Here is a 15,659-nt window from a genome sequence, read left to right on the forward strand (position 1 = left end):
TCAATTCTTGAGCAGCAAGGCACCTTCGATCGGCACATAGCGGCTGGCGGCGCGGATCAGCGAATTGGCCGTCAGCCCCGGTACGCCATAGGCCACTGCCTGGACCCCATGCTTGCTGATGATGCGCTCGAGCAACATGTCGAAATCACCGTCGCCGGAGGCCAGCACCACTTCGTCGACGTGATCCGCCGCGTCCATGATGTCGAGGGTGATGCCCACGTCCCAGTCGCCCTTGGCCGAGCCGTCGCTGCGCTGGATGTAGGGCTTGAGCTTCACGGTGAAGCCCAGGTTGCGCAGGATCTGCTGGAACTGCTGCTGTTTGCTGTCACCGCGATCGATCGCGTAGGCGTAGGCTTCGACGATTTCGCCCTGTTTGCTGACATCAGCCCACAGCGCGGCGTAGTTGAAGTGGCAACCATAAGCCTGGCGCACGGTGTAATAGAGGTTTTGGACATCGGCGAACACGGCAATTTTTTTCACCGGTTTTCCTCAAGGCTGAATCAGCCACCTGGCGCGAAAAGTGGCCCAGTATGCCAGCCTCGAGGAATGTTCCGCGAATAATCGGTCCGGAGCGCCGCAGCGCTCCGGACGAACGGCAGGTCAGATCGACCGATCAGACATAGGAATCGTCGTCGCCACCAAAGAACGACGAGCCGTCATCGCTGTAGTCGGTGTCGGCGTAACCGCCCTGGTCATGGGCGTTGTCGGCCACGCGCTGGTCATCGCCCCAGCCGTTGTCAGCGTGCTGATCGTTGACCTGCGCCGGCTCTTCGCGAATCACTTCGACCACGTCTGGCTGCTGATGATGGCTGAACAGACTGCTGATGCCCTGGGCCAGCATTACGCCACCCGCGACACCGGCAGCGGTTTTCAACGCACCGCCGAGAAAACCGCTGCCCGCCGGCGGTGGCGGCGCATAGTTGGGCGGCGGTGGCGGTGCAGCGAAATTCTGTTGGGGTGCAGGGGCGCCGAATGACGAACGCCCCGGCTCACGCCAGCCCCCGCTGACCGGCGGTGCGCTGGGCGCAGGCGTGTCGCGTGAGGCGCCGCCGAAGATACTCGACAGGAAACCACCACCGCTCGGCGGCGCGGCGGGTCCCTGCGCCTTGGCCGATTGCAGCTCGGCCTGTAATTGTCGGACTTGCTCGGCGAGCTGCCGATTCTGCGTGTCGAGGCTTTTGATCGCAGCCTCCTGCACCAGAATGGCCTGGGTCATGAAGTAACCCGCCGCCGGCTGGCGAGTCAGGTGCTCCTTGATCCGCGCCTCGGCCTGGGCGTCGCGCGGGGCTGCGTCCCTTTCGGCCTGTTGCAGCCGGGAAAACAGTCCATCGATCAGGGTTTGTTCTTCGCTGTTCATGGCGAACCTCTTGGATTGCCGGGGAAATCGGTGCCGCTCTCCCGTGAGAGTAACCGGCAAGACCTTAATGGAGGCTGAAACAACTTGATTCAATAACCTTTACTGAACGTTTACGTTTGCGCCCCCACGCGCTGCATCGGTTAAAGTGGGCCACTGCTTTCAACCTGCGATAGCCACTGATGAATCCGTTCGATGTACTGCGCGACTCCTTGTATTTCTTCAAACGCAATCTGGGCCAGATCGTGCGGCTGTGCCTGCCGCTGGTGATGGTCGAAGCCCTGCTGCAACAGGTGGTCGATCGCTCCACCGAGCCGGACGGTTTTCCCGGTATCAGTGTCATCGTCGGCCTGCTGGTGTATCCGCTGTACACCGCCGCGCTGATTCTGTTCCTCGATGCCCGCAGCCGCGGCGAGTCGCCGAGCACCCGCGAATTGCTGTCGAGATCGGCCTACCTGTGGCCGCGTTTCGCCCTGCTGACAGCGCTCAACACCCTGCTGATCCTGCTTGGCCTGTCGCTGTACTTCCTGCCGGGCATCTGGCTGATGGTGGCCCTGGCCTTTGGCGAATACCTGCTGGTGCTGCGCGGCCTGGCGCCACTGGCGGCGATGAAGGAGAGCCTGCGCCGGACTCGCGGCCATTTCCTGCGCATTCTGGTGTGCATCCTGTGCGTGATGGGGCCGTTGTGGGTGCTCAAGGGCTTGACCGTGCAGGTGTACCCGGAGCCGCAGAACCCGGTGTTTTCCCTGCTGATCGACAGCGCCCACAGCTTTTTGCAACTGTTCACCAGCGTGGTGCTGTTCCGCTTGTTCATGCTGATCAGTGACGCCCCCGAAAAAATCGACCGGGCTGAACCATGACCCGTCTGCTGCGCTACGCCCTGCTCGGCCTGCTGATTGCGATCGGTCTGAGCGCCTTGCTGATCTACAGCCTGACCTGGCGCCCCGAGGCCCGGGAAGTGCTGCCGGTCACTTGCAACGCCAAGGTACCGACACTGGTGCCGGGCCAGGCGCTGAAAGTCATGACCTGGAACATCCAGTACCTGGCGGGCAAACGCTATGTGTTCTGGAATGACCTGGCGGCCGGCCCCGACCAAGGCCCGACCGACGCCGACATGGCCTTCAGTCTCGATGAAGTGGCGCGGGTGGTGCGCGATGAACAGCCGGACATCCTGCTGCTGCAGGAACTCGACGACGGCGCCAAGGCCAGCGACTACCAGAATCAATTGAAACTGCTCCAGGAGCGGGTCGCCGACTTGTACCCGTGCAGCACCCATGCCTTCGACTGGAAAGCCGATTTCGTGCCGCTGCCACCGATCTACGGCAGCGTCGGCCGGCAACTGGCGACGCTCAGCCGCTATCAGGTCGAGCATGCCGAGCGCCTGCAATTGCCAGTCGCGCCAGCCAACTTCATCAGCCGTCAGTTCAAACCCAGAAACGCCTTGCTGGTGAGCTACCTGCCACTGAGCGATGGTGGCCAGATCGCCGTGCTCAACACTCACCTGGATCGCGTCGTGCAGCCGGACGACACGCTGCAATCCCAGGTGACCGCCGTGGCCAAGGTCCTCGACCGGTTCGAAAGCCGTGGCACCCCGTGGCTGATCGGTGGCGACTTCAACCTGTTGCCCCTGGGCCAGTATCGACGCCTGCCCACCGAACAACGCACGCCCTACTCCGCCGACAGCGCTTTGCATGTGTTATGGGACAAGTACCCGATGATCCCCACCAACAACGAAGCCGGCGGGATCGATCGGGCGCGCTGGCTGACCCATTACCCGAACGACCCGGGATTGAGCGGGCCGGACCGCACGGTCGACTACCTGTTCTACAGTCCGCGCATCAAGCGGGTCGAAGCGATGGTGCGGCAGGACGACACCTTGCGCATTTCCGATCATTTGCCGGTGATCGGGCGGTTTTTGTTGCCGGCAGGTCAATGACCCAAACCCTTTGTGGGAGCGAGCCGGCTCCCACAAAGAGGTTCAATGCACCTCCTCCAGATCATCATGCAGCAACCCGAAAATGTTGCGTTTCATCTCGATGAACGAGCGCTCCATGACCATGTCCAGGGTCCGGGGGCGTTCGATCGGGACGTCCAGAATCTGTTTGATCCTCCCTGGCCGTGCGCCCATCACGTAAACCCGGTCACCCAGCAGAATCGCTTCGTCGATGTCGTGGGTCACGAACAGCACGGTCTTCTTGCTGTTGCCCCAGACCCGTAGCAACAGCTGCTGCATCTGCAGCCGGGTCTGGCTGTCGAGCGCGCCGAACGGTTCGTCCATCAGCAGTATCTGCGGGTCGTTGGCCAGTGCCCGGGCAATCGCCACGCGTTGCATCATCCCGCCGGACAGCTGCTTGGCGTAGTTGTCGGCGAAGCCGGCGAGGCCCACCTCATTGACGTAGTAATCGACGATTTCCTTGCGCCGGGCCGCCGCCATGCCGCGACGCTTGAGGCCGAACTCGACGTTCTGTCGCACGGTCAGCCACGGGAACAGCGTGTAACTCTGGAACACCATGCCGCGATCCGCCCCCGGGCCCTGCACTTGCTGGCCACCGACATGGATCTCGCCTTCCGTGGGTTCGTTCAGGCCGGCGGTGAGGTACAACAAACTCGATTTGCCACAGCCCGACGGCCCGACCAGCACGGCGAACTGTTGATCCGGCACCTCGAACGACACCTGGTCCAGCGCGGTGAACACACCGCCGCCGGGCTTCGGGTAACGCAGGCTGACCTTGTCCACCTGCAGGCGCGGCGCGCTGTGCATCGGGGTGGCCGTCGGCGCGACGAAACGTGGGTTGACGGCGGTTACTGAGCCCATGCGGCAATCCTCAGGCGAAGGAAACGGAACAGTTGATCGGTGATCAGGCCCAACAGGCCGATGATCGCGATGGCGAGGAAAATCACATCCACCTGGAAGCCGCGCATGGCTTTTAGGCTCAGGTAACCCAGGCCGCTGGACGCAGCGACCAGCTCGGCGACCACCAGGTAGGTCCAGGCCCAGCCCATGGTCACGCGCAAGGTGTCGAGCACGCCAGGCAACGACGCCGGTGCGATCACATGCAACACCGCGTCGCGACGGTTCGAGCCGAGGGTGTAAGAGGCATTGATCAAATCCTTGGAAATGCCCTTGGACACGTCCGCGATCATCACCAGTTGCTGGAAAAACACGCCGAAGATAATCACCGACACCCGCTGCTCCAGGCCGATACCGATCCACAGAATGAACAGCGGCACGAACGAGGTCACCGGCAGGTAACGGATAAAATTCACCATCGGTTCGAGGAACGCCTGGACGATGCGGAAGCTGCCCATCAGCAACCCCAGCGGCACCGCCACCAGCGACGAGACAATGAAGCCGACCATCACCACTTCGACGCTCGCCCACACATGCTGGCCGAGCGTGCCATCGCGGCCCAGACGCAGGGCGGCCTCGAGTACGGCGCCCGGCGTCGGCAGGAACATGCCCGGCACCACACCACCGTATGACAAACCGGCCCACAGGCCGACCAACAACACCCAGGCCAGTCCGCTCGCGCTCCAGATCACTGACACCGGCAGACTGGTCTTGGGCGTGATGCAGCGGCTCAGCCACGATTTGCGCTTGAACATGCGAACCTCCTACAGCGGGCTGACGAAACGGTTGTCGACCAGGTCGTCATTGCTGACGTTGTAGGGCTTGCCCTGCAATTCGCTGGCGGTTTCATTGGCCAATTTGATCAAGGGTGCGCTGTCGCCCGGCTTGCCCGGCGAGCCCAGGAGTTTCTCGCTCATGGCCTGGTCGTAGAAACGTACGCCTTGCGCGGCCGCCTCCAGCTCCTTCGGATCGGCGAGGTAACCGCCGACACCCTCGGCCATGATTTTGTAGGCTTGCTGCGGATGATCCTTGGTGTACTGCACCGCCTTGTACAGCCCGGCCACCAGGGCCTTGACGTCTTCCGGTTGCTTCTCGATCACCGTGCAGTTGAGCGCGACCACGTCGACGATGACCCCGGGCGTGCTGCTGCTGTCGATCAGCACCTTGCCCTGCTGCTTGGCGCGCACCATCGACAGGTGCGGCTCCCAGGTCACGGCGGCCGGTACGCGACCGGCGATGAAGGCGGTTGCGGCATCGTCTGCGGTCATGTTCTGCACGGTGATGTCGCTCATGCTCATGCCGTGCTTCTTCAGCAGGTACGACAGCCAGAACTGCGAGGTCGACCCTTCATTCACCGCTACGGCCTTGCCCTTGAGCTCTTGCAGGCTCTTGACGTCCTTGCCCACCAGCACGCCGTCGCCGCCATGGCTGTCGTCCAGCGCGGCCACGGCCTTGAAGCAGAATTGCGGGCGATACTTGAGCACTTCATCGATGGTCGACGCCGAGCCGGACAACTTTCCGGACGCCTGAGCGGCCATGTACATCGCGGCCTCCTCGACCACGGGTAGTTCGACGGTCAGGCCGTTTTCCTTGAAGTAGCCCAGGTCCCGGGCCAGGTAGAGAGTGCCGTAACCGACCCAGGTGGTGTGGCCGATGGACAGGGTTCCGGCCTGGGCGCTGCCGGCGACGGTAGCGGCGATGGCGGTGACCGCCAGCGGATGCGCAACGCAGGTAAGCAAGGACTTGATCATGAAGCACTCCCAAAGCTGTTGATTTAGTTTTGTCATGGGCAGTACGACCGGCAGCGTCGGGGGTGGGCCATGGCCTGGGGTCTCTGCTGGACTTTGCGGCGCACGGCATTCAACTGACGGGCGAAGTCGATGTTGGACCAAGGCCGGGCTCAGGAAAATTAGGAAATATGTCGGCGGGAGTGATGAAAAAACTGGGTAGCGTGCGCGGTAAAAGGGCGGGGTTGGCGGGGGTGCACGGAGGGGGTGCAAAAGCTGAAAGGTGTGCTGATTGAGCGGCCGTCATCGCGGGCAAGCCCGCTCCCACACTTTGACCTGTCGGTCACAGAATTTGTGTACGACATAGATCAAGTGTGGGAGCGGGCTTGCACGCGATGAGGGCCGAAAGAACGCTACAGAATCAAAGCCGGCCATACTCCTGCGCCGTACGATCCAGCGCTTTCAACGTCTTGCCGACCAACTCGTCGATCTCCTCGCGGCTGGCAATCAGCGCCGGCGCCATGATCATCCTTCCCAAGGTCGAGCGAATGATCACCCCTTCCTCGAAACCAAGGGTGCGGCAGCGCCAGGCGATGTCGTTCTCGTTGGCGAAGCGCTTGCGGCTGCGCTTGTCTTCAGCCAGCTGCAATGCCGCGACCATGCCCACGCCCTGGATATCGCCCACCAGCGGGTGATTGCCGAACACCTCGCGCAGGCACTGTTGCAGGTAAGGCCCGATGTCGCCCTTGACCCGAGCGACCACGCCCTCTTCACGCAAGGCCTTGAGGTTGGCGATGGCCACTGCCGCCGCCACCGGGTGCCCGGAATAGGTCAGGCCGTGGGCGAACACACCACCCTGCTCCACCAGCACCTCGGCCATTTTTCTCGACAGGATCAACCCGCCCATGGGGATGTAGCCCGAGGTCAGGCCCTTGGCGATGGACAAGGTGTCCGGTTCGAAACCGAAGTGCTCGTGGGCGAACCATTCGCCGGTGCGACCAAAGCCGCCGATCACTTCGTCGGCACATAGCAGCACGTCGTACTGGCGGCAAATGCGCTGGATCTCCGGCCAGTAGCTTTCCGGCGGGAAGATCATCCCGCCAGCGCCCTGGAACGGCTCGGCGATAAAGCCTGCAACCTTGTCCGCGCCCAGTTCGAGGATTTTCGCTTCCAGTTGCTGCGCCGCCCGCAGACCGAACTCGGCCGGGGTCAGGTTGCCTTCGTGGGCGAAGAAATACGGTTCGTCGATGTGCTCGATGTCCGGCAGCATGCCACCCATTTCGTGCATGAATTTCATGCCGCCGAGCGCCGTCGCCGCCAGGGTCGAGCCGTGGTAACCGTTCCAGCGGCCGATCATGATTTTCTTCTCGGGCTTGCCCAGTACCTGCCAGTAACGGCGCACGGTGCGGATCAACACCTCGTTGGCTTCGGAGCCGGAGTTGGTGTAGATCGCGTGGCTGTAATGCCCCGGCAACAGGCTGAACAGCAGCTCCGACAGTTCGATGACCTGCGGGTGGGTGGTGTGGAAAAACATGTTGTAGTACGGCAACTGCTCAAGCTGTCGCGCCGCCGCAGCCGCCAGGTCCTGGCGCCCATAGCCGAGGTTGGTGCACCACAGCCCGGACATGCCGTCGAGGTAACGCCGGCCGTCGTTGTCCCACAGGTGCAGGCGCTCGCCACGCACCATGACGCGCGGCCCTTCATCGTTAAGGGCTTTCTGGTCGACGAAGGCGTGGATGTGGTGCGCAGCGTCGGCGGCCTGGTAATCGCGGGTTTCACGTGGTGTGGTCATCGCCAGTTCTCCGTTTTTGTCAGCGAAGTTGAAACCAGGTGGTCTTCAACTGGGTATATTTATCGAATGAGTGCAGCGACAGGTCGCGGCCGAACCCGGACTGCTTGCCGCCGCCAAATGGCACGGTTACGTCCAGCGCATCGACGCTGTTGACCGACACCGTGCCCGCGCGCAATTGCCGGGCCACGCGGTGCGCACGATTGAGGTCGTCGGTCCACAGGGACGCGGCCAGGCCGTAGACGCTGTCGTTGGCCAGTTGCAAGGCGTGTGCCTCGTCGTCGAACGGGGTGACGGCCAGCACCGGGCCGAACACTTCGTCGCGAAACAACGGCATGTCCGGGGTTACGCCGGTGAAGATCGTCGGCAGAATGAAATTGTCGGAACCGTTGAACCTCGACTGCCGACCACCGCATACCCGTGTCGCACCCTGGCGTTCGGCCTGCTCGATAAACCCCATGATGCGCGCCGTCTGGCGGCTGTCGACGATGGCGCCAGCGTGGCTCGCCGGGTCCAGCGGATCGCCGGGCAACCAGCGCTGAGCCTGTACCTTGAGGCGTTCAATGAACGCGTCATGAATCGAGCGCTCGACCAGCAAGCGCGAGTTGGCCGAACAGACTTCGCCCTGATTGAAGAAGATGCCGAAGGCGGCTTTCTCGGCGGCCAGGTCCAGGTCCTGGCAATCGGCGAACACCAGGTTGGCGCTCTTGCCGCCGCATTCCAGCCACACCTGTTTCAGGTTCGATTGCGCGGAATACTGCATGAAATATTTGCCGACCTCGGTGGAGCCGGTGAACACCAGGCAATCCACATCCGGGTGCAAACCCAGGGCTTTGCCCGTCTGCTCGCCCAGGCCTGGCAACACGTTCAACACACCAGCCGGCAACCCGGCCTCCAGCGCCAGTTCGCCCAGGCGCAGCGCGGAGAACGGCGATTGCTCGGCGGGTTTGAGGATCACCGAGTTGCCGGCCGCCAGCGCCGGCGCGAGTTTCCACGCGGCCATGTCCAACGGGAAATTCCACGGCACCACGGCAGCCACCACGCCCAGCGCTTCGCGGGTGATGGTGGCCAGCACGCTCTGCGCACTGGGCGCGACCTGGTCGTAAAGTTTGTCGAGGCTTTCGGCGTACCAGCGAAACACCCCGGCGGCACCGGGTACGTCGATGTTGCAGGCGTCCATCACCGGCTTGCCCATGTTCAGCGAATCCAGCAGCGCCAGCTCTTCGCGGTGAGTCAGGATCAGTTCGGCCAGACGCAGCAACACCTGCTTGCGCTCAGCCGGCGAACGCGCAGCCCAGGTGCCGGCCTCGAACACCTGCCGTGCATTGCTGACCGCGATATCCACATCCTCGGCGCCGCACGCCGCCACGTTGGCCAGCAACTGGCCGGTCGCGGGATTGATTGCGCAGAAGGTCTGGCCGGACTGCGCCGAACGCTGTTTACCGTTGATGAAGGCCTGGTCGGGTAACGCCAGCGTCGCGGCTTTTTTCTGCCAATATGCAAGCTCGAACACGTTCAAATGCTCCAAGGGCTTTCTTGTGCAGTGGATAGTCGCTCAGGCCCGAGTCCAGCAAAAATAGTAAAAATGTCTTTGCAGACCATGAAAAAACTGGGCAGCCGATCTCCCCGGTGACGTGCGATGTGGTTATTGTTCAGGCACAACAATCCCGTCGTCGGAACGGACGCAGTCGGCGCAAAAATTGCCTGGATGTCGTGTCCATCCAACCGAGGTTCGCCGTGGCTGCCTACAACCTGCGTCAATTGAAGTACTTCATCACCACCGTCGAATGCGGCAGCGTCGCCGAGGCCTCGCGCAAGCTGTACATCGCCCAGCCGGCCATATCCACGGCGATCAAGGGGCTGGAAGACAGCTTTGGTGTGCAGTTGCTGATCCGTCATCACGCCCAAGGGGTATCCCTGACCCCCAGCGGTGCGCGTTTCTACCGCAAGGCCCAGGAACTGCTGCGCATGGCCAGGGAATTCGAACAGAACGCCCTGGCCGACAACGACGTGGTGGCCGGGCAAATCGATATCGGCTGTTTCGAAACCGTTGCGCCGTTGTACCTGCCGCAATTGATCGCCGGTTTTTCAGCGCTCTACCCTGGGGTGAAAATCCGCATCCGCGACGGCGAACAGCAGGAACTGGTGCAGGGCCTGACCTCGGGCAGCTTCGACCTGGCGATCCTGTATGAACACGACCTCGACGCCACCATCGAAACCGAGCCCTTGATGCCCGCCCAGCGCCCGTACGCATTGCTGCCGGCCAATCACCGCTTCGCCCAACTCAAGCAGGTATCGCTGCGCGACCTGTACCTGGAACCGATGATCCTGCTGGACGTGCAACCGAGCCGGACCTACTTCGTCAGCCTGTTCGAAGAACTGGGCCTGCAGCCGCAGATTGCCTTCAGCTCCCCGTCAATCGAGATGGTACGGGGCATGGTCGGCCAAGGGTTCGGCTTCTCGATCCTGGTCACCCGCCCGCATTCGGAGTGCACCTACGACGGGCAGAAAGTGGTGTGCGTGGACATCATCGAAGACGTCACCGGCTCAGGCCTCGTGGCGGCGTGGCTAAAACGCGGGCAATTGACCAAGCCGGCACAGTTGTTTGCCGATTACTGCCGCGAGCAGTTGACCGCTAAAAATGTGCCTTGAGGCTCGCTCACACAGGGGCAGGCAACGGGACTATTTGCGGGGCTTGATCCGTGCCGTGGCCTCCGCCACAAGGGGATCATCCGGCCAGTAATGCTTGGGGTAGCGCCCCTTCAAATCCTTCTTCACTTCGGCGTAGGTGCTGCGCCAGAAATTCGCCAGGTCCTGCGTCACCTGCACCGGCCGCCGTGCTGGGGACAACAGGTGCAACTTGACCACTTGCCGCCCGCCGGCAATGCGTGGGGTTTCGGCGAGGCCGAACAGCTCTTGCAGGCGCACGGCCAGAATTGGCGGCTGCTCGCTGTAATCCAGGCGAATGGACGACCCCGACGGCACGCTCAAGTGATGCGGCGCCCATTCATCCAGGCGTTGCGGCAACGGCCAGGGCAGCAGGTTGTGGACGATGCTCGTCAGGTCGAGGTTGGCGAAGTGGCTGAGGCGCGAAACCTTGCCCAGGTATGGCAGCAACCAGTGCTCGAGTCCTTTGAGCAACGCCGTGTCGCTGACGTCCGGCCACTCGGTTTCGCCTTTGCCGCCCAGGTCCAACTGGCGCAGCAAGGCCACCCGCGCCTGCCACTGACGCAGTTCAGACGTCCACGGCAACAGCTCAAGGCCCTTGCGCCGCACCAGATTGACCAGCGCCTGGCTGCGCGCGGTCTCATCCAGCCCGGTCAGGGGTTCACGGCTGAGAATCAGCTCCCCGACCTTGCGCTGACGCTCGGCGCGCAACACGCCTTCGCGCTCGTCCCAGTCCAGTTGATCGACCACCCGCACCTGCTCGGCGAGGACCGAATCGAACAACGCCGGATCGAAATCCGCCGCCAGGTAGATCCGCTCCTCACGCTGGCCCTGACGACTGCCAAGGTCGGCGATCACCAGCCACGTTTGCTTCATCAGGCTGTCGGCTTCGGCGAACAACGCGGCACGCCCGTTAGCCAGGCGATACTCCGCGCCCCCTGCGCGACGTTGCTGGGCCACACGGTCCGGATAGGCCAGCGCCAGCAAGGCGCCGAGCCAGCGCGGGTGATCCGGATCGCTTACCGGCTCGCTTGCCTTACCCCTCAGATAGCCCCGATATTGCCGCGCCAATTGCCGGGCACGCTGCACGCCGCCCTGGGCGCCACGCGCGGCCCGCTCCTCGCCGGACAACAGCGCCAGACGACTGTGCAGATCGGCGCCAACCCCGCGCAGGATGTCGCGCTCGCCCAGCAATGCCGCGACTTCGCAGGCCATGTCGGCAAGGCCGAGTGCCTGCCCGCGCAACAACAGATGTGCGATGCGTGGATGCGCCGGCAGTTCGGCCATTGCCTGGCCGTGGCGAGTCAGCGACTCACCCTCCAGTGCGCCGAGGCGCTCGAGCAGGTCCTGCGCCTGTGCATAAGCCGCTGCGGGGGGTATGTCGAGCCAGACCAATTGCTCCGGTGCGACGCCCCAGCGACCGAGCTGCAACGCAAGGCCGGCAAGGTCCGCCGACACGATTTCCGCGCTGGCATAGGCCGCCAGTTGCTCGTGCTGGTCCTGGGACCACAAGCGATAACACACACCGGGCTCCAGTCGCCCGGCACGGCCCGCCCGCTGTGTGGCACTGGCGCGGGAGATGCGTTGGGTGTCCAGGCGCGTCATGCCGCTGCCTGGATCGAATCGCGGCACCCGCGCCAGCCCGGCGTCGATCACCACACGCACACCGTCGATGGTCAGGCTGGTCTCGGCAATGTTGGTGGCCAGCACCACTTTGCGCTGACCGGCGGGGGCCGGATCGATGGCGGCGCGTTGCGCGGCCAGATCCAGCTCGCCGTGCAACGGGCAGAGCAAGACCGGTGAATGGGCGCCCAATGCCTCGGCCAACTGCTGGTGCACGCGGCGGATTTCCGCTTGCCCCGGCAGGAACACCAGCAGGCTGCCGCTTTCGTCATCGAGGGCATCGAGGATGGTCTGCACCACACGTGGCTCGATGAATTCACCGGGCTGGAAGGGTCGACCCCAGCGCATCGCCACCGGGTACATGCGCCCTTCGCTGCGCAGGATCGGTGCGTCGTCGAGCAACCCGGCCAGGCGCTCGCCTTCCAGCGTGGCGGACATCAGGAGAATCTTCAGCGGCTGGTCATCACGAAACAGCGACCGGCCATTGAGGCTCAGGGCGAGCGCCAGGTCAGCGTCGAGACTGCGCTCATGGAACTCGTCGAAAATCAGCAGACCCACACCTTCCAGCGCCGGATCATCCTGCAAGCGCCGGGTGAGGATGCCTTCGGTGACCACTTCGATGCGCGTGTCGGGGCCGACCTTGCTGTCGAGCCGGATGCGATAACCGACGGTTTGACCGACCTTTTCCCCCAGCTCACTGGCCAGCCGCTCCGCCGCCGCCCGTGCCGCCAGGCGCCTGGGTTCGAGCATCAGGATGGTCTGTCCGGCCAGCCAGGCCTCATCGAGCAAGGCCAGGGGAACGCGAGTGGTCTTACCCGCTCCGGGCGGAGCTTCGAGCACGGCTTCATGGCGTGACGCCAAGGCTTCACGCAGGGCGGGTAAAACTTCATCGATCGGCAACGAATTCATGCTGGCTCCCAAACAGAGTCGCGAGTATAACGGCGAACTGCCCGGTGTTCGTCGCGGTCCTAACTCATACCGACGATGCTTCGTATTTCCAGATGACAGGAGTTTTCCTATGCGTATTCCCTTTCGCCTGATTGGCGGTGTGCTGGTAGCGACCCTGCTGACGCAGGTGACGGCGTGCGGTTCGATTTTCTACCCCGACCGCCGTGGTCAGATCGATGGCAAGATCGACCCGGCGATTGCCGTGCTCGACGCCGTCGGCCTGTTGTTCTACATCATTCCCGGCCTGATCGCGTTCGGCGTGGATTTCGCCACCGGGGCGATCTATTACGCGCCGGGCGAGACCGCTCACGTGGCCCCCGAAAAACTCCACGAAGCCATTGGCGCCGACGGCAAGGTCGATACCCATAAACTGCAGACCATCCTGGAAACCGAGCTGGGCCGCAGCTTCCCGCTGGACGACCCACGCCTGATCCAGCACAAGGGCAGCCCTCAGCAACTGGCCCTGCTCGGCCTGCAACCTGCCGCGTGACCCCGCGTCTGAAAGGATAAGCCGTCGTTATGGTTTCCAGCTCCGAACACGCCCGTCTGCTGCGGCTGGCCACCCGCGCCTCGGTGGCCGTGGCGTGCACCCTGGTGGTCTCCAAAGCCATTGCCTGGTGGATGAGCGGCTCGGTGAGCATGCTCGCCGGCCTGACCGACTCGGCCCTGGACGGTGTCACCTCGCTGCTTAACCTGCTGGCCGTGCATTATGCGTTGCGCCCTGCCGATGACGATCACCGCTACGGCCATGGCAAGGCCGAGTCGCTGGCGGGGATGGCGCAAGCGTTGTTCATCGGTGGCAGTGCGGTGCTGATTGCCTTGCAGGCGTTGGAGCGGCTCAAGCACCCGGAACCGGTGGGCGCGCCGTGGATCAGCATTGGGGTGATCGTGTTCTCGCTGGTGCTGACCCTGGCGTTGCTGATGTTGCAGCACCGGGTGGTCAAGGCCACCGGCTCCAATGCGGTGCGCGCCGACTCCTTGCACTATCGCTCGGACATGCTGCTCAACGGCAGCATTCTGGTAGCGCTGGTGCTGGCCGGGTTCGGCTGGCATCAAGTGGACGCCTGGTTTGGCCTGGGGATCGCGGCCTACATCTTCTGGAGTGCAATCCAGATCGCCCGGGAAAGCTTCACCGTGCTGATGGATCAGGAACTGCCGCCAGACGTCAGCCAGCACATGCTCGATCTCGCATGCAGCGTTCCGGGTGTGTTGGGCGCGCACGACCTGCGCACACGGGTCTCGGGCAATCAGTGGTTCGTGCAATTGCACCTGGAGTTGCCGGGGGAATTGACCCTGTCAGTCGCCCACGGCATCAGCGATCAGGCCGCCGATGCGATTCACGCTGCCTACCCGCGAGCCGAAGTGCTGGTGCACGCCGACCCGCAGGAAGTGGTGAAGGCCGCCAGGATGGCTCAGAAGCTCACTTGATAACCGCGACTGGCCAGGCAGTTGCCCTGGGCCTGACGGTAGGCTTGAACCACTGAAGGGTCCGGCTGGTACGTGGCCGTACGGGGATCAAACCCGCTCTGTTGCACCGCGTACTGATAACACTCGTAGCCGTCCCGATTGACCTGCTCCGGCGACTGACCATTGGCCGGGTAGGCCACCACGTCGTAACCGTTGCTGACCGGTTGTGGCTGTGGCTGCACCGGGGGCTCGACCACCACGTAGTCCTGGGTGTTTTCCTGATAGGCGTAGTACGAACCGGCCGCGAGGAACAGCAGCGCGCCGCCGACCCAGACTTCACGGGCGTAATCAGGCAGATAACTGATGCGGATCCCGCGCGGCGGTTGCACCACCACGTAACGCGGCCCAAGCGGGCGATACCAGTAACCGCCAGAGAAGAAGTAGTCCTGGCCACGATACGGCACGCGATAGTCGCGGTCCGGGAAGCGATCGATCACGTGCCCTGGACGGTACTGCGGACCCGGCCCCCAACCATTGCCGTGGCCATTCGGGCGACCCGCCCAGTGCGGGTCATTGGGGCGTGGGCCGTTGTTGGGCCAGGACGGGTTGTAGTCGTTGCGCCGAGGCTGATCCTGATAGTAGCCCCGCTGCGGCTGCTGGGTCTGGCGCACGCTGTCGGGTCGCCCCTGGATCGGCAGGTCGTTGGCGGGCAATTGTGGCGGCGGTGGCGGTGGCCGCACGGGGTTGTTGAAGTCGCGCGGTTGATTGTCGCGCGGAGAATTGTTTTGCCACTGACCGCCGTTGCGCGGCTGGCCGTTCTGTTCGAACTGGCGACTGTTGTCGCCCCGAATGATCTCGTTGCTCTGCGGGCGCGGCTGATTATTGCCGACATGCCCCTGATTATTGCCCTGACGGCCGTCACCGCGCTGCCCGTTTTCCGGACCACGGTTCTGCGGCTCATCGGCGTGCGCTTGCGCAGTGAAACCGCCCCCTGCACCTACAATCAGCAAACCAACTCCGGCCAAACGCCAGATGCGCGACTTCATGCTTATCCTCACTGCGGTTCAGGGCTTGTACGTAAGACTGGGAAAGCACAGGCCGGTTCTGCAACAGGTTATCAGTCACGAAACATATTTATTGAGGGCGCCGGCAAGAAATCCCGGGCAAAAGAAAAGGGAGACCCGTCGGCCTCCCTTTGAGAACTTCGTCCGTGCTCGACGCTTTTGACGTCGGCTCACCTCACGCCGTCTTCTGGACAGTGTGCAGCTCGGGGGCCGGGCACATCCCCTGTGG

14 protein-coding genes are annotated in these 15,659 nt (G+C 63.3%); 5 read left to right on the forward strand and 9 right to left on the reverse strand.

What is annotated here, in order from left to right:
• The gene (locus tag QIW53_RS15070) at positions 1 to 480 is read right to left on the reverse strand and encodes a LabA-like NYN domain-containing protein (protein ID WP_034148167.1); all 480 of its coding nucleotides are present in this window, start codon (positions 478 to 480) and stop codon (positions 1 to 3) included.
• Positions 481 to 613: 133 nt separating this feature from the next.
• On the reverse strand, positions 614 to 1,357 hold the full coding sequence (locus tag QIW53_RS15075; protein ID WP_371050414.1) for a DUF2076 domain-containing protein: 744 nt from the start codon (positions 1,355 to 1,357) through the stop codon (positions 614 to 616).
• A 179-nt stretch (positions 1,358 to 1,536) separates the two neighbouring features.
• Between QIW53_RS15075 and QIW53_RS15080 the strand changes: the two genes are divergently transcribed.
• Together QIW53_RS15080 and QIW53_RS15085 are read left to right on the forward strand one after the other, a co-directional pair.
• On the forward strand, positions 1,537 to 2,214 hold the full coding sequence (locus QIW53_RS15080; RefSeq protein WP_371050415.1) for a YciC family protein: 678 nt from the start codon (positions 1,537 to 1,539) through the stop codon (positions 2,212 to 2,214).
• Positions 2,211 to 3,290, forward strand: a complete 1,080-nt coding sequence (locus QIW53_RS15085; protein ID WP_371050416.1) for an endonuclease/exonuclease/phosphatase family protein — start codon at positions 2,211 to 2,213, stop codon at positions 3,288 to 3,290. The genes QIW53_RS15080 and QIW53_RS15085 overlap by 4 nt, the downstream gene beginning before the upstream one ends.
• Positions 3,291 to 3,332: 42 nt before the next feature.
• Here QIW53_RS15085 and QIW53_RS15090 read toward each other — a convergent pair whose 3' ends face one another.
• The 5 genes from QIW53_RS15090 to QIW53_RS15110 form a co-directional block, all read right to left on the reverse strand.
• Positions 3,333 to 4,169, reverse strand: a complete 837-nt coding sequence (locus QIW53_RS15090) for an ABC transporter ATP-binding protein (RefSeq protein WP_201194972.1) — start codon at positions 4,167 to 4,169, stop codon at positions 3,333 to 3,335.
• Positions 4,157 to 4,960 carry an ABC transporter permease gene (locus QIW53_RS15095; protein ID WP_371050417.1) on the reverse strand — a complete coding sequence of 268 codons (804 nt, stop codon included), beginning with the start codon at positions 4,958 to 4,960 and terminating at the stop codon, positions 4,157 to 4,159. Before QIW53_RS15095 ends, QIW53_RS15090 begins: the two co-directional genes overlap by 13 nt.
• 9 nt (positions 4,961 to 4,969) lie before the next feature.
• Positions 4,970 to 5,956, reverse strand: coding sequence for an ABC transporter substrate-binding protein (locus QIW53_RS15100; RefSeq protein WP_371050418.1), 987 nt, complete (start codon positions 5,954 to 5,956; stop codon positions 4,970 to 4,972).
• 397 nt (positions 5,957 to 6,353) lie between these two features.
• Complete coding sequence (locus QIW53_RS15105; protein ID WP_371050419.1) at positions 6,354 to 7,724, reverse strand: aspartate aminotransferase family protein; 1,371 nt, start codon at positions 7,722 to 7,724, stop codon at positions 6,354 to 6,356.
• Between the two features lie 19 nt (positions 7,725 to 7,743).
• A complete protein-coding gene (locus QIW53_RS15110; RefSeq protein WP_371050420.1) occupies positions 7,744 to 9,234 on the reverse strand; it encodes an aldehyde dehydrogenase in 1,491 nt (496 codons plus the stop codon).
• Positions 9,235 to 9,458: 224 nt separating this feature from the next.
• Here QIW53_RS15110 and QIW53_RS15115 point away from each other — a divergent pair, with 224 nt between their 5' ends.
• Positions 9,459 to 10,373, forward strand: coding sequence for a LysR substrate-binding domain-containing protein (locus QIW53_RS15115; RefSeq protein WP_371050421.1), 915 nt, complete (start codon positions 9,459 to 9,461; stop codon positions 10,371 to 10,373).
• A gap of 30 nt (positions 10,374 to 10,403) precedes the next feature.
• Here QIW53_RS15115 and hrpB read toward each other — a convergent pair whose 3' ends face one another.
• Entirely contained in the window at positions 10,404 to 12,920 is a 2,517-nt protein-coding gene (gene hrpB, locus QIW53_RS15120; protein WP_371050422.1) for an ATP-dependent helicase HrpB, read from the reverse strand.
• 109 nt (positions 12,921 to 13,029) lie between these two features.
• Between hrpB and QIW53_RS15125 the strand changes: the two genes are divergently transcribed.
• Both QIW53_RS15125 and QIW53_RS15130 read left to right on the forward strand, forming a co-directional pair.
• Positions 13,030 to 13,449: a polyribonucleotide nucleotidyltransferase gene (locus QIW53_RS15125; protein WP_371050424.1), complete on the forward strand. Its 420-nt coding sequence runs from the start codon at positions 13,030 to 13,032 to the stop codon at positions 13,447 to 13,449.
• Between the two features lie 29 nt (positions 13,450 to 13,478).
• Positions 13,479 to 14,387 carry a cation diffusion facilitator family transporter gene (locus tag QIW53_RS15130; protein WP_371050425.1) on the forward strand — a complete coding sequence of 303 codons (909 nt, stop codon included), beginning with the start codon at positions 13,479 to 13,481 and terminating at the stop codon, positions 14,385 to 14,387.
• On the opposite strand, the gene QIW53_RS15135 is transcribed toward QIW53_RS15130, so the two are convergent.
• Complete coding sequence (locus tag QIW53_RS15135) at positions 14,372 to 15,412, reverse strand: DUF6515 family protein (protein ID WP_371050426.1); 1,041 nt, start codon at positions 15,410 to 15,412, stop codon at positions 14,372 to 14,374. The two genes, QIW53_RS15130 and QIW53_RS15135, sit on opposite strands and share 16 nt — an antisense overlap.
• Positions 15,413 to 15,659: the final 247 nt, after the last annotated feature.

The sequence above is a fragment of the Pseudomonas fluorescens genome (genome assembly GCF_041354075.1).
Classification (GTDB): Bacteria; Pseudomonadota; Gammaproteobacteria; order Pseudomonadales; family Pseudomonadaceae; genus Aquipseudomonas; species Aquipseudomonas fluorescens_CE.